We start from the raw sequence: 18,855 nt of genomic DNA on the forward strand, positions 1-18,855 counted from the left end.
AAGCAGTCGTTAGAATTACGTTGCTTTGTTTGCACCTTTCTTGAATAGCTTGATGCCGATGAAACCAACCGTTAGTGGAACAGCGATGGTCCAAGTAGAGGCGAGCATATCAGTAACAAACGTGCTTAAATCAGCGAATGCTTGCGCTGCCTGATCTGGCAATGCTGCATGTGCACCAGATGCTGCCATGAGAAGTGCACCACCAAATGTCGCACGTTTTGTTGTTACTACTGCGCCAGACTTAGCCATTGCTGCGCGTACTTTGCTTTGCTTTTCCATAGTCTTATTTCCTATGTGTTGTTTATGAAGAAGTTGAAACCTCAGCCGCTTTCTTGAATCCGAGAATGTGGAAACCAATCGAGAAGCCAAGGATAAATGCTGCCCCAAAACAGCCGAGCATGAACTCTATTGACAGCATTTATCTTTGCCCTCCGACTATCCAACCGAGCGCAACTAACAAGAAGCAAATGCCTAAGAACACCATTAACTGAAAGTTATCGAGTCGAGCCATTAGCTCTGCAAATTGCGTCTCGGTCATGATTTAGCCCTTACTTTTCGTTTAACTGAGGTAGGGCGTAGAGGTGGAAACCGTCGATAGAGACGTGTTTACCTTCATCGTTCCCAAAGCTGAATTTCTTGTGTTCCACATCAAACATCATGCGATTACCCACACAACGCTTGAGCAGTTCGCCAGCCTTACCGTTTTCCCAAAGCTCAGGAGAGACACGCACTTCAATCGTGTCCGTTGGGTTGGTTGTGATGAGACGCAGCTTGCCGTTTTGCTTTTGTTCGCCGTTACGGTCTGTTTTGGTTTCTTGAACGATGTCCGAAACATCTAGAATTAAACCTTCCATTCTCATAGTGTTTTGCCCTTATTTTTACGTTGTTGGTTAGTTGAAAATTGAAATGACAGTTATTGACACAAGTCCAAGGGAAATTAATGCATCATGTCGGGCGGGGCTGCGCCCACCCAACACGACGCATTAATTTCCTGAGGGTCGGTGAGCAACAGCGCTTCCATTTCGTCATAGAGCGCTAGATGTTTTTCGTATTGCTCGTAAAGGTCGTCATACATACGCTCGTACTCTTTTTCACGTTCTAGCGCGTCGAAGTAATCGACCACGTTGGACATGATGCCTTGTTGAGCACGGATGAATTGCTCTTTGTTCTCGGTCTTCCAAGTACGGAAGCGAGTCGCGATAAAAACCTTATGGAACATCAAACCATTCAAACGCGCTTGAGCCATATCGCCGTAACGAGTCGATGAGTATTCACCGCCCGAAGCAATCAGTTTTTCGATAGAAGTTGAAACGGAGTATTCCGCTTTTACTGGCTGGTCTTTGCGCTTAACGAACACGCCGCCCATTGCGTAACAAAACGCTTTCCAGTCGCCCTCATCAGCAGAGCGGCGAACCTTTTCTAATAGAAAGTGTTCGTCTTGAGATAAATCTGTAAACAAAGCATCGTCCTCTTTGAATTCATCACGAAGACGACGAAGCTCACGCCATACCGTGACAGATGGACCACCAATAAATTGAAATTGACGAATTTGATTCACACGCGCCCAAGTTACGACACGTTCCGCCGCATCCGAGCCAGACAAAGACGAACCTTTGTCTGAATCAATGTGTTGACCATCGATGTTTTTACTCAGGTATTTAGCGACATAGCCAACGGCTGAACCTTGCGACCAGTCGATAACTTCCGCTTTGAAACGGGCTTTCTTTGCACCTTTTTCGGCAGGAGAGTCAGCCATAGCAAGACGACGAAACTCAGACGCCACAAATTTGCGTGCGGATTTTTCCATGAAAAGCAACAAGTGGTGATGTGGCGTACCGTCTTGGTGAGGCTCAACAATACGCATTCCGTAAACCTTGATTTTGCTTTTATCAATCGACTTACGAAGATTCGCCCAAACGCCCATTAGATAAGCGTGAGCTGCTTTCGCGTCAGGCTTGCCAGCCTCAAGCCATTTCGGGTTGATGTCACCCTTAGAAACAGAGTGGAAACGAGACGGAGCCGTTACCGTGAAGAATACCGCATCGTGATTCGATTCTTGAGCGATTTCCTCAAAGCCACGCAGACGAACAAACATTTCAGCGCGGCGAATCTCAGCGTTAGAAACCGACTTAGCCGATAACTCACTGAGTGTGAAGTAGTTAGACGGGTCAGCCTCATCGTAAGCAATCGTGTTTTCTAGCGCGATGCGGTTAGACGTATTGCGATCACGTTGACGGTTTAGAGAAAAATCCGAGCAGTAAACTTGCTTACGGCGTTGAACAAGCGCTAAATCACGCGCAACACATTCAACCTCGTAAGCACATTTACGGCGCAGTTGACGAACAAGCCAATGCTCATCAAGCGCACGGTTCACCAATGCGAAAAGTTCACAGTTGTTTTCTGCGTATTGAATTTGCTCAGGTGAGAATGCCAAGCCTAATGAATCAAGAAGCTGACATGCTTTATCAAAACGCGCTTGTGATTCTTCAAGCGGAATTGCACTTAACACGCGAGAAAAGTCGCGTGATTTGCGCTTGGCTAGATTGGTAATTTGCTCATCTGACATCGCGTAGCTGTAGCCGTGCTCAGTCAAACGGTCGTGAGCGTCATTAATTGCGCGTACAGCTTCTAAAGCGTTGCGTGTTTTCAGGATGTCGGTGTAAGCGCGTGTCATGTGTCGAGCGAAGTCGCCGTTACGGTGTAATGATTTCGGCAAATCCAAGCAAGGGTTAGAAGTAGGGCGCTCAATAAAATCTGACAGGTCGTGTGAGTAGATTGGCGCACTCATTGCCGACTTCACAGCCGACGGAATGAAATCCTCAGGCGTTGTGAATCTGTGGTCGACGTACTCAAAACGATGGTCGAATAAGTTGTCAGGAATGTGTTCACATGAAGCCCAAGAATGGACAGGAACAAAATCAATCCATTCTTGTTTGCCAGACGCTAAATCAATAACAAGTTCACGCATTATTGAAGCTCCAAAACAGACGCTCTGTTAATGAGTGCTGTGTCGTCAGGAATGGAGTGCCAAAACTTTAATGACGAACGAAACCAAGCCAAAATCAGGAGGGCGCTGATATTCAGTTCAAACGGTATGGTGTCGTTCTTAGCCTGCTTAGCTTGCAAACACGCCAGGATTTCAGTGACAGCGTCACCAGAAAATAAAACACCGTTAGACAAAGACTTACCAAGGCGATGTACGCCAAGTTTCTTGAGATAGCGACGAATCCATTTGGCTGGGGCTGGTATTGAACGAGAAACCGAGCGAACCGTCAGAACTTCTTGATTGAGTTCAAAGCGTAGAGAGCCAATGAAATGAGCTCGTGATTGGTTAGCGGATTTCTTTACGGACTGATTAACGCGTTTAACTGATTCTTGCTGTTGTTCGTGTTGAAGACGACGTTGTTCAAGACGAGCATGAAAGGCTTTTTGCTCTGCAGCGCGTTTGAGTTCGTTAAAGTAGTGATGGCATTGAATGGCTAACTCAGTGAGTTGGCCATCATCATCATACATAGATTGATTCAAGTGCTTACGGAAGAACACACCAGTAAGTCGAGGACTAAGCGCACATTCATTTTCGATAAGGGATTTGATTTGTTCTGTAAGCATAACAACCACCTTGACTAGTTGTGAGAGCGACCGCCAAAGCCAAGCGCGAAAGCGTCAAGGGCAAACGCCCAGAGCTAGGCGGTCTCAATTGCGATTTATGGCAATCCTAGTTGCGAAGAATGGCAACTGCAAGATGCGATTTATGGCAACTTTGTGGCTACAATGAGAAGAAATGGAGGTTCTTATGTACACAGCTGAACTAATTAACGCCTACAAAAAGGCGAAAAACTACGTACAAGATAAGCAGGTTGCGCACGATTTGAATCTAGACCCGCCGAAGATTAGTAAAATTCGCAAAGGTGTTAGGCAACTTACTGATGAAGAAGCAGTTTTTCTCGCACACGGCGCAGGTATAGACCCTGAGATCGCGTTACTAGGATGTCACGCTGATCGCAATGAAAATCCAGCGATAAAAAGCATGTGGGAAAGCATTGCAAAAAAGTATAACGGACTTGGATTATCAAGCATTTCAATGGTTTGTGCCGGATTGGCTTTAGTGATTGCAAGTCCACAGGAACCACTATTACAGTGCGCATTATATGTGTTATGTTAAATTGCATATCGCCGTACGCTAAATGCTGTCTGAGTATGCTCCTATTCCCCTGCAGATTTTAAATTTAAGGGCCTTACTGTAAGTATTAAACATAATGGTTATTTACCATAAAATACTTAATATAGATCTTAATAATCTATCGATTGTTAAGATCTATATTAACGCCTTTTTACTTATTGAAATGACTGTATAGCTTCAAAGATATCTTGTCTTCTAACTGGCTTGGAAATGAATCCGTCCATACCGGCATCCAGGCATTTATCTCTATCGCTTTCTAGCGCATGTGCAGTTAACGCTATAATTGGGGTCCTGAGACCTTTATCTCGAATAAGTCTTGTTGCGGTAATTCCATCCATCACTGGCATCGAGACATCCATGAGAATCAAATCGATTAAATCCTCATTCTCTTCTAAAAATGTTAATGCCTCTGCTCCATGGCTTGCGATATGAACATTATGGCCAAGCTTATTTAAGATAAGCTTTATTACGAACTGATTCGACTCGGTATCTTCTACGACGAGAAGTTCCATTGCTTTTGTCGGTTGATTGGTTTCGATTCTAACTGGACGATTTTGATTACAACGAGTCAAAACTGGAATCGAAATCGTAAAGGTTGAACCAACATGCTCATCACTTTTAACGGCAATCTTGCCACGCATCATTTCGACTAAATGCTTGGTTATTGCGAGCCCCAGTCCTGTACCACCGAAGCGTCTCGTGATGGAACGGTCTCCTTGATGAAATGCCGTAAACAAGTGCTCTTGCTTTGCTTTAGATATACCAATTCCAGTGTCAGATATTGAGATCACAAGTTCAGCATCTTGCTCAGATACAGAAACTTTTACTTCACCTTCGTCTGTAAACTTTATTGCATTCCCTATTAGATTAAACAGAATTTGAGATAACCGCGTGGAGTCAATCCAAAATTGTTTGTCATTAGTGACAGTACAGTTGAGCTTGAATTTAAGATTTTTCTTCTTAGCGATTTGTTTTTGCTGAGAAATAACAAAAGTGACAGTGTCTCTTAAGTTAATCCATTGTTCATTGAGCTGAAAGCGACCTGACTCGATTTTAGAAAGATCAAGAATGTCACTGATTATCGCGAGAAGTAACTCTGCAGAGCACTCCATTTGGCTCAAAGCATCAATTTGTTCTTCTGACAAGGTTGATTGCTTCAGTATATCTAGCATTCCAAGAACGGAATTTAAAGGGGTTCTTATTTCATGGCTCATCATCGCTAAGAACTCCGACTTAGAGCGGTTCGCAAGCTCTGCTTCTTCTCTTGCTTTAGCGAGCTGAGTTGTTCTTACCTCAACGATACGTTGTAACTTCTCTTTGGTCTCGATATCAATGACCGCCCTTTCAATTAAGGGACGAAACCGCCTCAAGGTTTCCTTATTCTCTATGCTAAAGTGCCCTTTCTGAGCTCCAATAAGTAGGATTACGGTTTGCGTTACTTCTGAACGTATACCAGTTAAAACGACCGAGTTTACATGGCTTTTTATAAAGCTGTTTAAGTTAACAAACTCAGCGAGTTTATCTGGCTCGAACAGCAGAATGCATTCACCATTGAGAGCTCTCTGATAGGTGTTACCGTGTAACCAGGATACATTATCAAATACGCTATTAGTTGATATCAATGTTCTGAAGGGATATCGTTCACCATCACGAGTCAGTACAATAAAATCATCGAAGTTGATGTACTTTTTGAGGACATTGTTTAATCCCGTAAATATCTCATGCCGATTCTTTGCCTCACTCATCGCAGATATCGCGGAAAGAATGGCCTTGTTTTCATCGGCGAGTAGTCGTTCTCTTTGTCTAGCCTGCTTTAGCTCAACTAACGCTTCTTGAAGCGCTTCCTGTTGATATATGTCTAAGTATTTATCTTTCATAAGGTTTATGGAATATAGCCGATGAAATCATCAGGTTTCCATGTCCATTCTCACCACCAATAAATCTACCTTGCTCGCCGAAAGTAAAAGGGCAAATAAAAGGCAAATGTTCTAGTTCTTGGTTAATTTGTTCACAAACGCTATTCATGTCTTGCATTAAGTGCAACATGGGACCTGCGCAAAAGATATTTATCACTCCAATTTTTCGAGACTCTTCTAATTTTTGGTTAAAAGCGGCATTGACGACTTTTGCAGCGCGCGCAACGAGATGCTCACGACTTCCTTTCATTAATGTGAGCTCGTCACCCTCTTCTATTCGTGTAAACAACTCGATTCCACCATCTTGCGTCTCTCGGATCGGATGGGATAACTTGTAATATGGGCGATCATAGAGATGACCTGCGATCCGCCCTAATGGATAAGCACTCGAGTTTGTAAACAGCATATTATCTTTACCTACTTGGTTATCCTGGTGATTTGTCCACCTTCTATAAACATTGAGCGCAGGTTCGTTATCAATTTCAAGTAAGCATCTATCGTTGGTCTTGGTTGCAACACCTTTGATATTAGTTGGTGTATGTCCAGCGCTAAAAGCGATATCAACAGGTTGAGAGGAGTAAAAGAGAGTTAAGCTTAAACCTGAAGTTTGAGAGCCTTGGGCGGTTATCACAGACCATTTCCCAGCGATGTTATTATCAGCGGCCGAACCACCAATAATTGGAATTAGAGTTCCAAATCTTTCATCTATAGACGCAATGATTGATTCCTCTTGCCCTGGTGTGGCATGAAGTAGAATTAAGTTTGGTACCTCTCCTACACGGTTTGCGTTCTCAAGGGCCATATCCAAAGCATTGGTGACGCTGTCACCTGAGTTGTGATTAGAAATACCAGTACCATAAGCATGAGGACCTGTATCATAAACAGCAAGTGCCGCAATTACTGGTCCTGTATGAAAGCCCTGATCTGTCATTACGGCTTGACATGAACTGGCGCCATGAAAAGGCACACCAGGAAAATGCGCAAGAAACGCTTCTCGAATCAACTCGAAATTGTATTCTTCCGTGTAGTAACACATCACGTAAGACAAGTTCTGTTGTGTCAATTCGGACCTGAGCGTTTTTATCGCTGAGTCTTCATCTTTAATATGAGTAAAAACTGATTGGCAATGCATACGATTTTATAATTGGATATCACTCTGCTGTTATACCATTCCAACCAATTTTCTCTAGGTAAGAAGGTGTTAATTTCATTAATAAGTTACGATTATCTCGTGATAGATCGTATTTATAATTGAACTACAACAATGTTTTCACCTTTTTTAAAGGTGATTTTTTTTGATTCAGGCATGATGTCCCATTCTACTGATTTATGCTTTTCGTTGAGATTGATAAAATTACCAGATTGATTTAGATCAATTTTTAGAGTGCTACTTTCTGTCGTTTCGAGCGAAATTCCCATTGAGTCACGATTAATCGTGATTATTTCTCCTTCAATTGTTACATCGCATCGTTCTTTTTGTGAACAGTCAACGCTATTAACACTCTCGTGTGTAAAGGTACGCCAGAAAAATGCGCCTATTAAAACACTGAGCATGATTAAGATTTGTGCAAGTCGCGCCTTTGTTAACTTTTGTGCAGGCATAATTACTAATATCCTTGTTACAAACTTCAAACTTTTTAAATAAAAAATGATTTCCAGAGGTCCAGTAAGGTTACTACCCTGTCATTGAATTGTTAATTCAAGTATAGTGTCACGCTGAAAATGCCACTTTTTATTAAAGTCAGCAATGGAAATAAGGTGATGATAACACTTGAATTCTAGAGTTTACTTGGGTGGTGTTACGACGCAAGTCGTGTTGGAAGTAAAAGTGTAGTTAATTAGAAATTGGAAGCATGCAAATGAGCCAAGTAAAGCAGCTTGAACAAAACTACAACTATACAGTCGTTCGCCAATTTACCCTTGTGACCATTTTATGGGGCATAGTTGGTATGGCTGTTGGTGTTTTGATTGCCGCTCAATTAGTTTGGCCACAGCTAAACTTTGATACGCCGTGGTTGACGTACAGTCGCTTACGTCCACTGCATACTAATGCGGTAATTTTTGCGTTTGGTACCAGTGCTCTGTTCGCAACGTCTTATTATGTTGTACAGCGCACATGTCAAACACGTCTTTTTGGTGGCCCACTCGTTGCCTTCACCTTTTGGGGTTGGCAAGCAATCATCCTGGCAGCAGCCATTACTTTGCCTCTCGGTTTAACATCGGGTAAAGAGTATGCTGAGCTAGAATGGCCTATTGATATCGCAATTGCGCTAGTATGGGTATCATATGCGGTGGTGTTCTTCGGCACACTAGTGAAGCGAAACACGTCACATATTTATGTGGCAAACTGGTTCTTCGGTGCCTTTATTATCACAGTAGCAGTACTTCACATCGTGAACAGCATGGCTATTCCTGTGTCACTTGGTAAATCTTACTCGATTTACTCGGGCGCAGTGGATGCGATGGTTCAGTGGTGGTATGGACACAATGCGGTAGGTTTCCTACTGACCGCTGGTTTCCTAGGTATGATGTACTACTTCGTTCCTAAACAAGCTGAACGTCCTGTTTATTCTTACCGTCTATCTATCGTTCACTTCTGGGCACTTATTTCTCTATATATTTGGGCAGGCCCTCACCACCTTCATTATACAGCGCTACCAGACTGGACTCAGTCTCTAGGTATGGTTATGTCGCTGGTTCTATTTGCTCCTTCTTGGGGTGGTATGATCAACGGTATTATGACGTTATCTGGTGCATGGCATAAGCTTCGTTATGACCCTATCCTACGTTTCCTAATCGTTTCACTGTCGTTCTACGGTATGTCTACCTTTGAAGGCCCGATGATGTCGATTAAGACGGTTAACGCACTTTCTCACTACACAGACTGGACCATTGGTCACGTTCACTCTGGTGCGTTAGGTTGGGTTGCGATGGTTTCTATCGGCTCTGTATATCACTTGGTACCTCGCCTATTTGGCCAAGAGCGTATGTACTCTGTTGGTCTAGTTAATGTGCATTTCTGGCTAGCAACAATCGGTACCGTTCTTTACATCGTTGCGATGTGGATCTCTGGTGTAATGCAAGGTCTTATGTGGCGCGCGGTTAACTCTGACGGTACGCTAACTTACAGCTTTGTTGAGTCTGTAGAAGCGTCTTATCCGTTCTACTTTGTACGTTTCCTAGGCGGATTTATCTTCCTATCTGGTATGTTCCTAATGGCATACAACACGTACAAAACGGTAAGTGCACCTAAAGAAAGCCTAAAAGCTATCCCACATCCGGCATAAGGAGATTTAAGAATGAGTAATAATTCTAATAATCGCCATGAAATCTTAGAACGTAATGTCGGTTTGTTGGCTATTTTTATCGTGTTTGCTATCAGTTGGGGTGCTCTTGTAGAGATCACTCCTCTGATTTTCCAAAAGCAAACGACTGAACCTGTAGAAAATCTGCGCGCTTACACTCCTTTGGAGATGGAAGGCCGTGATATCTACATCCGTGAAGGTTGTAACGTCTGTCACAGCCAGATGGTTCGTCCTTTCCGCTCAGAGACTGAACGTTACGGTCACTACTCTGTTGCTGGTGAGAGTGTTTGGGAACACCCATTCCTTTGGGGCTCTAAGCGTACAGGCCCGGATTTAGCTCGTGTTGGTGGTCGTTATTCTGACGAATGGCACCGTGTTCACCTGTTAGATCCTCGTGAGCTTGTACCTGAGTCAAACATGCCAGGTTTCCCGTGGCTAGCTGAAAACGTTTTAGACGGTAAGCTAACTCAGAAGAAACTTGAGCTATTTCGTGATCAGTTCGGCGTTCCATACACTGATGAAGAGATCGCGAATTCGGCTAAAGAAGTAGAAGGTAAAACAGAGATGGATGCAATCATCGCTTACCTTCAGTCTCTTGGTCATGCAATGAAGTAAGGGGATCATATGGATTTCGGTACAATTCATAGTATTTATACCGTTGTACTCTTCGCTAGTTTTATTGGCATCGTATGGTGGGCATTTAGTAAAAAGCGTAAAGCACGCTTTGAAGAAGATGCCAACTTGGTGTTTGCTGACGAAGAACAAAAGACCCCTAATAACCAAGGAGTGAAGAAGTAATGACTACATTCTGGAGTCTCTGGATTATCGTGATTACTGTCGGTACGCTAGTAGGCTGTGCGATTCTCCTGACTTGGTGCGCTAAAGATAAAATGGGCGTCGAGGAAGGGGAAGACATGGGCCACGAGTACGATGGTATTCGCGAGCTAAACAACCCTCTACCAAAGTGGTGGACTTACCTGTTTGTAAGCACATTTGTGTTCGCAGCAGTTTACCTTGCCCTATTCCCAGGTCTAGGTAGCTTCAAGGGCTTTTTAAACTGGCAGAGTTCGGCTCAAACCGTTCGCTCACTAGAAGAGTCAAAAGAAGCCATCGCTGCAGCACAAGAGAACAAGCAACTAAACCAATATGCAAAAGAACTGGATGATGCCGACGCTTACTTCGGCGAAGCATTCCGTAAACTTGCGCACAATGACAGTGGTCTACGCCCAATTCCTGAAATTGCGCAAGATCCTGAAGCATTAAAAGTTGGTCAGCGTTTGTTTTTGCAAAACTGTTCTCAATGCCATGGCTCTGATGCACGTGGTCAGAAAGGCTTCCCTAACCTGACTGATGATGCATGGCTATATGGTGGCGAGCCAGCAGCGATCGTTACAACCATCATGCACGGCCGTATTGGTCAAATGCCAGCATGGAAAGATGCCCTTGGTGAGCAAGGTGTTCAAGAAGTTGTAAGTTACACACTTAGTCTATCTGGTCGTAAAGTAAATGCTCGTGAAGCCGCGGCAGGTAAAGCACGCTTCGTAGTGTGTGCAGCTTGTCATGGTACCGATGGTAAGGGTAACCCTGCAGTCGGTGCGCCTGACCTTACAGACCAAGACTGGTTATTTGGTGACTCTCGTGCAGCTGTAACAGAAACCGTAATGAACGGACGCTCAGGCGTAATGCCTGCGTGGAAAGACATTTTGGGTGAAGATAAAGTTCAGCTCGTTGCCTCATATGTCTGGAGTTTAAGTAACTCAGAGAGTAAGTAACTGAGATATTACGTAACATAGCAATAACAGCCCCTTTCATAGGGGCTGTCTTTCCTTTAAATTTAACGCCTTACATTTTTTCATTTAGCTGTTGAGAACTTTTTTATGGTAAAGCCTTGGTATAAACAATTTTGGCCGTGGTTCCTAATCATCCTTCCTCTTACTGTCGTAGTTTGGACTGTGATTACTGTGGTCGTTTTCTCGAACAACTCTGTTTCTTTAGTCGCCGAGGATTACTATAAAAAAGGCAAAGGCATTAATATCGACATTAGTAAAATGAATGTCGCTCGTGACCTAGGTCTTAACGCTGAGATTTCCTCTGAAAATAACAATGTTGTGATTGTTTTCGCTAAAGGGAAGCTACCTCATTACCCTGCTCTAACGGCCACTTTCACTCATCGTACTCTTCCTGATCGTGACTTCACAAAGCTTGTAACAGCGGATGCATCTGGTAATTACCGACTAAAAGCTGAGGAATCTATTCAAGGACCATGGTTTGTTGAACTACAACCACACGACAAGCAATGGATGATCCAAGGTAAAGTTGAGTTTCCTGCCTCTTCAACACCGTTAATGAAGTAAGCATATGTGTAAATCCTGTTATCACTGCGGTGAAGATGTACCAGCCAACACGGATTTCAAAGTAGAAATATTGGGTGAAATTCGCGACATGTGTTGTCCGGGCTGCGAAACTGTGGCGCAGACTATTGTCGATAGTGGTCTTGTATCATATTACCAATACCGCACTGCGCCTGCAGAAAAGGCAGACCTAGTACCAGAGCAACTCCAAGCTTTAATTCATTATGACAATGCGGATGTACAATCTGAATTCGTACGAAATCGCGAAAATGTTTCTGAAGTAACCCTTTCTTTGGAAGGCGTTTCATGTGCCGCTTGTGCGTGGTTAATCGAAAAGCAAGTTTCTAATACGGCCGGGTTGGTATCTATCCGTGTTAATACAACCACCAATCGAGCGTTACTAACCTGGGATAAAACTCAGGTACGGTTAAGCGAGCTCCTTTCCGTTATTCATAAACTTGGTTACAAAGCTGCACCTTTTGAAGCAGATAAGCAAGAAGCCTCTTACCATCGAATGATGAAGCAATATCTATATCGGCTAGGTATTGCAGGTTTAGCAACCATGCAGGTCATGATGCTCGCCGTTGCACTGTATCTCGAAGTCTTTGGTGATTTAGAGCCAGAGTTTAAAAGTTACTTTCGTTGGGTAAGTTTGATTTTTGCTACTCCTGTTTTGCTTTATTCCGCTCTTCCATTTTACTTAAACGCATGGCGCAGTATCAAAGGCCGAACCCTTGGTATGGATGTCCCGGTTTCTATTGCGTTGATCTTTGCCTATGTTGCAAGTTTAGTTGCAACAGTAACTGAACAAGGCGAAGTCTTCTTTGAATCTATCTCGATGTTTACCTTCTTTTTGTTAGTAGGTCGATTCTTAGAGATGCGCGCTCGTCGCAAAGCTGCTGCAGCGAGTGGTAACCTTCTTAAGTTGATTCCGGCAATTGCTACAACGCTGGACGGTGATCAGATACCCGTGAAGACGCTAAAAGTTGGCGATCGTATTCGCGTTCTACCTGGTGAACATATCCCCGCTGACGGTAAAGTTATTTCAGGCCGTATTCATATTGATGAATCCATGCTAACGGGTGAGTCAGTGCATGTTGTGAAACGAGAAGGCGATATTGTTTATGCGGGAACGCTAAACGGAGACGAATCATTTGAACTTGAGGTAGTAAGCTCAAAGGCCGATTCAATGATTTCTAACATCGTGCGTTTACAAGATGAAGCTCAACACTCCAAACCTAAAATTGCGGAAATTGCAGACATTGTCGCCCGTTACTTTGTTGGTGTGATTCTTATTATCTCTGCTGGTACTTGGTTTTACTGGCATCAAACAAAACCAGATGATGCGTTTTGGATCATGCTGTCTGTGCTAGTCGCTACGTGTCCATGTGCGCTATCTCTGGCCACACCGACCGCACTCACTTGTGCTACCTCTAGAATGGGTAATTTTGGCATTTTACTTCGTAAAGGCCATGTGTTTGAGACATTATGTAAGATCAACCACTTAGTTGTAGATAAAACAGGCACTCTAACGAAAGGTGATATTGAGATCTGTGATACAAAAGTGTTGAGTGATCTTCCAAAAGAAGATTGTCTCTCTCTAGCCGCAGCATTAGAAGCTCATGCAAACCATCCTATCGCTCGCTCTTTTGCAAGTTACGCCAATGATGACTTTATCGTGTCTGATGTGCAAAACGTGATTGGGTCAGGGATTGAAGGGATATGGAATGGCAAAATCGTTAAGATAGGCAGTGCGGCTTTTGTTCAAGGCAAAGAAAGTGGTGAAAGCCAGGCGGTCTATCTGTCGGTTGATGGCAAGCATGTCGCTAGCTTTTATTACCGCGACCCTATCCGAAAAGAAAGCAAAGCCTTTATTCAACGTTTTGCTGACGCTGGAATTAAGACAACCCTGCTAACTGGTGATTCTCTCTCAAACGCCCAACCAGTGGCGAATGAAATTGGTATCGATCACATCGTCGCGTCAGCAAAGCCAGAAGATAAGCTTGCATACCTTAAGAGCTTGGACGAAAACAGTATCACTATGATGGTTGGTGATGGAATCAATGACGCGCCGACTCTCGCCGGAGCTCACCTTTCTGTCGCAATGGGTGGTGGTACAGATGTCGCTAAAGCTTCTGCTGATATGACGTTACTTGGGGATAATCTCGAAAAACTACTAGAGGCACGTTTGCTTGCACTGCGTACAAGAAAGATTATTCGAGAAAACTTGGCTTGGTCTTTGGGTTACAACCTGTTAATTTTGCCTTTGGCGGTCGCAGGTTTAGTGGCTCCCTACATTGCAGTAGTTGGCATGTCTGCAAGCTCAATTATCGTTGTATCTAACTCTTTGCGCCTGCTCAAAGAGAAATAAGTAGAGAAAGCAAACATGGAAAGTCTTTATATATTGATTCCCATCGCTATCGTTCTCGTTTGTGTTGCTGTCGCCATTTTTCTTTGGGCGGTAAGAAGCGATCAGTTTGAAGATCTTGAACGGCAAGGGCACAACATTCTTCTCGACGAAGAAGACCAATCTAATAGTGATAAAAAGTAGCGACCTTTATGACTCCTGATTTTATCGGTGCGTTGATGATCGGCTTAGTAGGAGCCGGTCATTGTATGGGTATGTGTGGTGGTATCGCGTCTATGCTTACCATGGGCTCTTCTGCTAAAAATAAAACTACCCCTCTTATCCCCCTCTTCTACAACCTCGGACGATTGATCAGTTATACCTTAATAGGTGCATTAGTGGGTGGTGCTATATCAGGTTTATCTGAGCTTAGTGGGTTAACGCACTCTCTTGCTTGGTTAAGGCTGATTGCTGCGTTATTCATGATCCTAGTCGCTCTGTATATTGCTAAATGGTGGCAAGGCTTACTTTTAATAGAAAAGCTAGGGCAGTATCTCTGGCGCTTTATCTCGCCGGCAGGGAAGAGTTTGTTGCCATTAAAGCATCCTCTTCACGCGTTGCCATTTGGCTTTATTTGGGGTTGGTTACCATGTGGTTTAGTTTATTCAGCGCTTACTTGGTCGGCGGTTTCTGGTAGTGCGATGAACGGCGGCCTAATTATGCTTGCGTTTGGGCTCGGAACGCTACCTGCAATGCTTATTATTGGATACGGTGCCAATCATTTTCAGAAATTACAAAAATCATTAATATTTAGAAATATTTCAGCATTAATCCTTATTGGCTATGGTACGTATACCGCTGTAGGAGCCTTAGCGTTACTCGGTTTCATATAACGTTAAACTCTATTGAGGTGACATTTTTGCTACCCTTTAGGATTAAGCGATGCTAAAATATTGATGTATATCAAATAGTGAAAGGTTGTTATGATTTCTGAAAAACCTGCAACAAAGCGTATCCAATCAGGCGGTTGCGCCATTCATTGCCAAGATTGTAGCATTAGTCAACTGTGTATCCCGTTCACTCTAAATGAGGCAGAACTTGACCAGCTTGACCAAATCATCGAACGTAAGAAGCCTATTCAAAAAGGACAAGAGCTTTTTAAGGCCGGTGATGAGCTAAAATCGCTATACGCTATCCGCTCTGGTACCATCAAGAGCTATACGATCACAGAGCAAGGTGATGAGCAAATCACAGCGTTTCACTTAGCTGGAGACTTAGTCGGTTTCGATGCTATCACTGGTGACTCCCACCCTAGCTTTGCTCAAGCACTCGAAACGTCGATGGTATGTGAAATTCCATACGAAATTTTAGACGACCTATCGGGTAAAATGCCTAAGCTTCGCCAGCAAATCATGCGTTTGATGAGTAACGAAATTAAAGGTGATCAGGAAATGATTTTGCTTCTTTCTAAAAAGAACGCAGAAGAGCGACTAGCTGCTTTCCTTTACAACCTATCAACGCGTTTTTCTCAGCGTGGCTTCAGCCCTAGAGAGTTTCGTTTAACTATGACTCGTGGTGATATTGGCAACTACCTTGGTCTTACAGTCGAAACGATCAGTCGTTTGTTAGGTCGTTTCCAGAAATCTGAGATCCTAAGCGTAAAAGGTAAATATATCACTATCTTAGACCACGATGCATTGATGGAACTTGCTGGTGTAACTAAAGAATAATACACCCTAATTATTGATGTAGCTCGAAAATGAGCTACATCATATTTCTCATAAATTCCTTTCGAAAGTCCTCAAAAAGTTCTCCAAACTAAGCTACAGTAAAAATGTACGGTGAGTACTCCAAAATACTGATTTAATTTACATTCAGTATCTGGTTTTGCAATAGAAGTGGGCTTAGTTATGAGTATATACAGTAAGATCCTTGTTGTAGCTGACATCAATAATGATGAGCAGCCCGCACTTGCAAGAGCTGTTCAATTAGCTCAGAAAAGTGTATCTAGAAGCCGAATCACTTTCTTTTTATCCATTTACGATTTCTCGTATGACATGACGTCAATGCTATCAGTGGATGAAAGAGATGCTATGCGTCGAGGTGTCATTCATCAGCGTGAGCAGTGGATGCGTAAAATTGCTCAACCATACCTAAACGATGGCTTCGACTTTGATGTTTGTGTTGTCTGGCACAACCGCCCTTATGAGGCGATTATTGCTGAAGTCTATGCAGGCAATCATGACCTAGTCATCAAAGGCACACGTAAGCATGATGTTTTAGAGTCTGTCATTTTCACACCGACAGATTGGCACTTGTTGCGAAAATGCCCTATTCCAGTGCTTCTTATTAAGAATGCTGCTTGGCCGGAACAAGCAAGTATCCTTGCCTCAGTACATGTGGGCTCAGAAAACCCGACTCATATTGATCTCAACGATACGATGGTCGAGCGATTAAAAGAAATCACCACTCGGCTTGAGGCCAAGCCATATCTTGTTAACGCCTACCCCGTTACACCGGCGAACATTACGATTGAACTTCCTGAATTTGACCCAACGACTTATACCGATGCGGTGCGAGGTCATCATTTAACGGCTATGAAAGCACTACGCCAAAAACATGGTCTTGATGAAGAACAAACGATAGTTGAGCAAGGTTTACCTGAAGATGTCATTCCGGCAGCTGCAGAGCGCTTGAACGCAGCAATGGTTATTTTAGGTACCACAGGGCGAACAGGGCTTTCTGCTGTCTTTATTGGTAATACAGCGGAGCACGTAATTGATAAAATAAATTGCGATGTGTTGGCTCTAAAACCAAAAGGCTACATTAGTCCTCTCGATCCAAATACAGCAACCTAATCTCTCTTTAGTATTGTTATGTATTGAGCGCTTTCAAATAAGCGCTAATAAATCCCCCCAATACAGGGGGATTTTTGTTTGGGAACAGTTAAAGCATTGGGTACAAAAAAGGAGGTCTAATTGACCTCCTTTTTTACGAGTTAGATGTTCGTAACATCGATGAACATTGATTCATCAATATTCGTCGAAGAAACGACAGCCTCATTAAATTCATACTCTTCGCGGTTACCTTCACGATCTAGCGGTAAGTTAACAAAGTCGAACAATTCGCGGTCTGCTAGTTGGCTTGGGCTTACGTTTTGAATTGATTTAAAAATTGCTTCCACACGCCCTGGCGTCTTCTTATCCCATTCAATCAACATTGCTTTTATAGATTGACGCTGAAGGTTCTCTTGAGAGCCACAAAGGTTACACGGAATTATTGGGAAATCCTTGTGCTCAGCGTATTTGATCAAATCTTTTTCACGACAGTAAGTCAATGGACGAATGACCACGTTACGACCATCATCAGAGCGTAGCTTTGGTGGCATCGCTTTAAGGCGAGAGCCGTGGAACATGTTCAAGAACATTGTTTCGACGATGTCATCCATGTGATGACCTAGCGCAAGCTTAGTTGCACCAATCTTCTCTGCAAATGAATACAGCGTACCACGTCGCAGGCGTGAACAAAGACCACAAGTGGTTTTGCCTTCTGGTACCTTCTCTTTTACGACGGAATACGTGTCCTTATCGACAATATAGTAAGGGATATTCAGTGTTTCGAAATACTCTGGCAGAATGTGCTCAGGGAAGCCCGGTTGTTTTTGGTCTAGGTTTACTGCAACCACTTCAAATTTGATTGGCGCAGCTTTTTGAAGATTCAACAGGATATCAAGCATCGCGAATGAATCTTTACCACCGCTAATACATGCCATCACAACATCGCCTTCTTCGATCATGTTGTAATCAGTAATGGCATTTCCAACATGTCTTCTCAGGCGTTTCTGAAGCTTGTTGAATTCTAGGGTTTCTTTTCTTGTATCTATTTGGTTCATTGCGGGCTCTCACATCGCCGATAAATCGACTAGGACTTCCTAACATGGGTTTCTTTGGGGCGTGGATTATACGAGCTTTTTACACAGGATTAAATGCTTGTCTTATTGAGTCTTTAAGAAAAGAGTGTGAAAGATACTTTAGTTACGGTCACAAATGAAAAAAGAGCTGCGATTGCAGCCCTTTCTAAACGTTCAGTGTTCATTTCTTTGCGTTAGGTAGATAAGGTAACACTCGCATCGTCGGTTCTGGTAGTGTCATTGTGCCACCTTGCCCTATTTCACTTAGTGCGACTTGTATCTTGCCATTGACAATTGGCTTTTCGGTTCCGTTTGAGAAAATCACTTTATCATTCAGTTGATTTGCAAACTCCATCGTCACACCTTGAACCTCCGGTGTAAACCAACCCGCAAACATACCGCCTAAATCTTCCAGCATCGTCTGCATTTGAGGTAGAAGAGGCTTAAGTTGGTCGTAAGAAACGTTACCCTGTAATGGTTCTTTGGTCATCACGACAAGTGAGTAATCGCAACGTGTATCTTTTGGGGTATCGACAAAAACCAACGGATTCGCTGACTTTAAGTTTGTATCAACAGGTAAAGGCAACTCTTGTGAAGCAGGGATAACAAACTCTTCATAGTGCTCTTCTTTTTCCATCCAAGCTTTTTCTATCATACAAATTTGTTTAGTTTTTGCGTCCACAAAAAAGACACCAACTTTCACATCGTCATGCCCTTCTTTATTGTTGTTTTTTAGTTGAGTATATAACTTTGAGTACGTGAACATGTACTCTTGAGCTTGGGTTATCGGCGATGCAAGAATTAGCGCCGCACTTCCCAACAGACTTAGGCTTAACTTTTTCATTT

The 18,855-nt window shown here is 43.2% G+C and carries 20 protein-coding genes; 11 read left to right on the plus strand and 9 right to left on the minus strand.

The genetic code is table 11. The annotated features are described in order from the left end of the window. Positions 1 to 15: 15 nt before the first annotated feature. The 4 genes from R7R24_RS09905 to R7R24_RS09920 form a co-directional block, all read right to left on the minus strand. The gene (locus R7R24_RS09905) at positions 16 to 279 is read right to left on the minus strand and encodes a major coat protein (RefSeq protein WP_140104866.1); all 264 of its coding nucleotides are present in this window, start codon (positions 277 to 279) and stop codon (positions 16 to 18) included. A 269-nt stretch (positions 280 to 548) separates the two neighbouring features. Continuing rightward, positions 549 to 854, minus strand: a complete 306-nt coding sequence (locus R7R24_RS09910) for a hypothetical protein (protein WP_005389159.1) — start codon at positions 852 to 854, stop codon at positions 549 to 551. A gap of 83 nt (positions 855 to 937) precedes the next feature. Further along, positions 938 to 2,968 (minus strand): replication endonuclease, encoded by a 2,031-nt coding sequence (locus tag R7R24_RS09915; protein ID WP_318119491.1) that lies wholly within the window; start codon positions 2,966 to 2,968, stop codon positions 938 to 940. Beyond that, positions 2,968 to 3,609: a hypothetical protein gene (locus tag R7R24_RS09920; protein WP_262668571.1), complete on the minus strand. Its 642-nt coding sequence runs from the start codon at positions 3,607 to 3,609 to the stop codon at positions 2,968 to 2,970. The genes R7R24_RS09915 and R7R24_RS09920 overlap by 1 nt, the downstream gene beginning before the upstream one ends. Positions 3,610 to 3,793: 184 nt before the next feature. Between R7R24_RS09920 and R7R24_RS09925 the strand changes: the two genes are divergently transcribed. After that, positions 3,794 to 4,162, plus strand: coding sequence for a DUF3693 domain-containing protein (locus R7R24_RS09925; RefSeq protein WP_005389163.1), 369 nt, complete (start codon positions 3,794 to 3,796; stop codon positions 4,160 to 4,162). A gap of 173 nt (positions 4,163 to 4,335) precedes the next feature. Here R7R24_RS09925 and R7R24_RS09930 read toward each other — a convergent pair whose 3' ends face one another. The 3 genes from R7R24_RS09930 to R7R24_RS09940 form a co-directional block, all read right to left on the minus strand. Then, on the minus strand, positions 4,336 to 6,057 hold the full coding sequence (locus R7R24_RS09930) for an ATP-binding protein (RefSeq protein WP_005389164.1): 1,722 nt from the start codon (positions 6,055 to 6,057) through the stop codon (positions 4,336 to 4,338). Further along, a complete protein-coding gene (locus R7R24_RS09935; RefSeq protein WP_054579296.1) occupies positions 6,047 to 7,228 on the minus strand; it encodes an FIST signal transduction protein in 1,182 nt (393 codons plus the stop codon). The genes R7R24_RS09930 and R7R24_RS09935 overlap by 11 nt, the downstream gene beginning before the upstream one ends. A 113-nt stretch (positions 7,229 to 7,341) precedes the next feature. Next, positions 7,342 to 7,698 (minus strand): hypothetical protein, encoded by a 357-nt coding sequence (locus tag R7R24_RS09940; protein ID WP_005377473.1) that lies wholly within the window; start codon positions 7,696 to 7,698, stop codon positions 7,342 to 7,344. Positions 7,699 to 7,955: 257 nt separating this feature from the next. Here R7R24_RS09940 and ccoN point away from each other — a divergent pair, with 257 nt between their 5' ends. The 10 genes from ccoN (at position 7,956) to uspE (ending at position 16,957) form a co-directional block, all read left to right on the plus strand. Next, positions 7,956 to 9,383, plus strand: coding sequence for a cytochrome-c oxidase, cbb3-type subunit I (gene ccoN, locus R7R24_RS09945; RefSeq protein ID WP_005396488.1), 1,428 nt, complete (start codon positions 7,956 to 7,958; stop codon positions 9,381 to 9,383). A 12-nt stretch (positions 9,384 to 9,395) separates the two neighbouring features. Next, positions 9,396 to 10,016, plus strand: a complete 621-nt coding sequence (gene ccoO / locus R7R24_RS09950) for a cytochrome-c oxidase, cbb3-type subunit II (protein ID WP_005377475.1) — start codon at positions 9,396 to 9,398, stop codon at positions 10,014 to 10,016. Between the two features lie 9 nt (positions 10,017 to 10,025). Beyond that, on the plus strand, positions 10,026 to 10,199 hold the full coding sequence (locus tag R7R24_RS09955; protein WP_005377485.1) for a cbb3-type cytochrome oxidase subunit 3: 174 nt from the start codon (positions 10,026 to 10,028) through the stop codon (positions 10,197 to 10,199). Further along, positions 10,199 to 11,173 (plus strand): cytochrome-c oxidase, cbb3-type subunit III, encoded by a 975-nt coding sequence (gene ccoP, locus R7R24_RS09960; protein WP_005377487.1) that lies wholly within the window; start codon positions 10,199 to 10,201, stop codon positions 11,171 to 11,173. Before R7R24_RS09955 ends, ccoP begins: the two co-directional genes overlap by 1 nt. A 105-nt stretch (positions 11,174 to 11,278) precedes the next feature. Then, on the plus strand, positions 11,279 to 11,755 hold the full coding sequence (locus R7R24_RS09965; protein WP_005377489.1) for a FixH family protein: 477 nt from the start codon (positions 11,279 to 11,281) through the stop codon (positions 11,753 to 11,755). Positions 11,756 to 11,759: 4 nt separating this feature from the next. Further along, the gene (locus tag R7R24_RS09970) at positions 11,760 to 14,123 is read left to right on the plus strand and encodes a heavy metal translocating P-type ATPase (protein ID WP_054579295.1); all 2,364 of its coding nucleotides are present in this window, start codon (positions 11,760 to 11,762) and stop codon (positions 14,121 to 14,123) included. A gap of 15 nt (positions 14,124 to 14,138) precedes the next feature. Then, positions 14,139 to 14,303, plus strand: coding sequence for a cbb3-type cytochrome oxidase assembly protein CcoS (ccoS, locus tag R7R24_RS09975; RefSeq protein WP_025766638.1), 165 nt, complete (start codon positions 14,139 to 14,141; stop codon positions 14,301 to 14,303). 8 nt (positions 14,304 to 14,311) lie between these two features. Continuing rightward, positions 14,312 to 14,992, plus strand: a complete 681-nt coding sequence (locus tag R7R24_RS09980) for a sulfite exporter TauE/SafE family protein (RefSeq protein ID WP_025766639.1) — start codon at positions 14,312 to 14,314, stop codon at positions 14,990 to 14,992. Between the two features lie 90 nt (positions 14,993 to 15,082). Continuing rightward, the gene (locus tag R7R24_RS09985) at positions 15,083 to 15,829 is read left to right on the plus strand and encodes an FNR family transcription factor (RefSeq protein WP_005377497.1); all 747 of its coding nucleotides are present in this window, start codon (positions 15,083 to 15,085) and stop codon (positions 15,827 to 15,829) included. 180 nt (positions 15,830 to 16,009) lie between these two features. Further along, positions 16,010 to 16,957: a universal stress protein UspE gene (gene uspE / locus R7R24_RS09990; RefSeq protein ID WP_005377500.1), complete on the plus strand. Its 948-nt coding sequence runs from the start codon at positions 16,010 to 16,012 to the stop codon at positions 16,955 to 16,957. A 140-nt stretch (positions 16,958 to 17,097) separates the two neighbouring features. Here uspE and ttcA read toward each other — a convergent pair whose 3' ends face one another. Next, a complete protein-coding gene (ttcA, locus tag R7R24_RS09995; RefSeq protein WP_005377502.1) occupies positions 17,098 to 17,991 on the minus strand; it encodes a tRNA 2-thiocytidine(32) synthetase TtcA in 894 nt (297 codons plus the stop codon). A 199-nt stretch (positions 17,992 to 18,190) separates the two neighbouring features. Beyond that, the gene (locus R7R24_RS10000; protein WP_054579294.1) at positions 18,191 to 18,853 is read right to left on the minus strand and encodes a DUF2987 domain-containing protein; all 663 of its coding nucleotides are present in this window, start codon (positions 18,851 to 18,853) and stop codon (positions 18,191 to 18,193) included. Positions 18,854 to 18,855: the final 2 nt, after the last annotated feature.

The organism is Vibrio sp. 704, assembly GCF_033339295.1.

Bases quoted from the DNA above. Each gene is read 5' to 3' on its own strand.
- R7R24_RS09985 (WP_005377497.1), top strand. From the start codon at position 15,083: ATGATTTCTGAAAAACCTGCAACAAAGCGTATCCAATCAGGCGGTTGC.
- uspE (WP_005377500.1), top strand. From the start codon at position 16,010: ATGAGTATATACAGTAAGATCCTTGTTGTAGCTGACATCAATAATGAT.
- R7R24_RS09970 (WP_054579295.1), top strand. From the start codon at position 11,760: ATGTGTAAATCCTGTTATCACTGCGGTGAAGATGTACCAGCCAACACG.
- ccoO (WP_005377475.1), top strand. From the start codon at position 9,396: ATGAGTAATAATTCTAATAATCGCCATGAAATCTTAGAACGTAATGTC.
- R7R24_RS09930 (WP_005389164.1), bottom strand. From the start codon at position 6,057: ATGAAAGATAAATACTTAGACATATATCAACAGGAAGCGCTTCAAGAA.
- R7R24_RS10000 (WP_054579294.1), bottom strand. From the start codon at position 18,853: ATGAAAAAGTTAAGCCTAAGTCTGTTGGGAAGTGCGGCGCTAATTCTT.
- R7R24_RS09910 (WP_005389159.1), bottom strand. From the start codon at position 854: ATGGAAGGTTTAATTCTAGATGTTTCGGACATCGTTCAAGAAACCAAA.
- R7R24_RS09935 (WP_054579296.1), bottom strand. From the start codon at position 7,228: ATGCATTGCCAATCAGTTTTTACTCATATTAAAGATGAAGACTCAGCG.
- R7R24_RS09905 (WP_140104866.1), bottom strand. From the start codon at position 279: ATGGAAAAGCAAAGCAAAGTACGCGCAGCAATGGCTAAGTCTGGCGCA.
- ccoP (WP_005377487.1), top strand. From the start codon at position 10,199: ATGACTACATTCTGGAGTCTCTGGATTATCGTGATTACTGTCGGTACG.
- R7R24_RS09965 (WP_005377489.1), top strand. From the start codon at position 11,279: ATGGTAAAGCCTTGGTATAAACAATTTTGGCCGTGGTTCCTAATCATC.
- ttcA (WP_005377502.1), bottom strand. From the start codon at position 17,991: ATGAACCAAATAGATACAAGAAAAGAAACCCTAGAATTCAACAAGCTT.
- R7R24_RS09915 (WP_318119491.1), bottom strand. From the start codon at position 2,968: ATGCGTGAACTTGTTATTGATTTAGCGTCTGGCAAACAAGAATGGATT.
- R7R24_RS09925 (WP_005389163.1), top strand. From the start codon at position 3,794: ATGTACACAGCTGAACTAATTAACGCCTACAAAAAGGCGAAAAACTAC.
- ccoS (WP_025766638.1), top strand. From the start codon at position 14,139: ATGGAAAGTCTTTATATATTGATTCCCATCGCTATCGTTCTCGTTTGT.
- R7R24_RS09980 (WP_025766639.1), top strand. From the start codon at position 14,312: ATGACTCCTGATTTTATCGGTGCGTTGATGATCGGCTTAGTAGGAGCC.
- ccoN (WP_005396488.1), top strand. From the start codon at position 7,956: ATGAGCCAAGTAAAGCAGCTTGAACAAAACTACAACTATACAGTCGTT.
- R7R24_RS09955 (WP_005377485.1), top strand. From the start codon at position 10,026: ATGGATTTCGGTACAATTCATAGTATTTATACCGTTGTACTCTTCGCT.
- R7R24_RS09920 (WP_262668571.1), bottom strand. From the start codon at position 3,609: ATGCTTACAGAACAAATCAAATCCCTTATCGAAAATGAATGTGCGCTT.
- R7R24_RS09940 (WP_005377473.1), bottom strand. From the start codon at position 7,698: ATGCCTGCACAAAAGTTAACAAAGGCGCGACTTGCACAAATCTTAATC.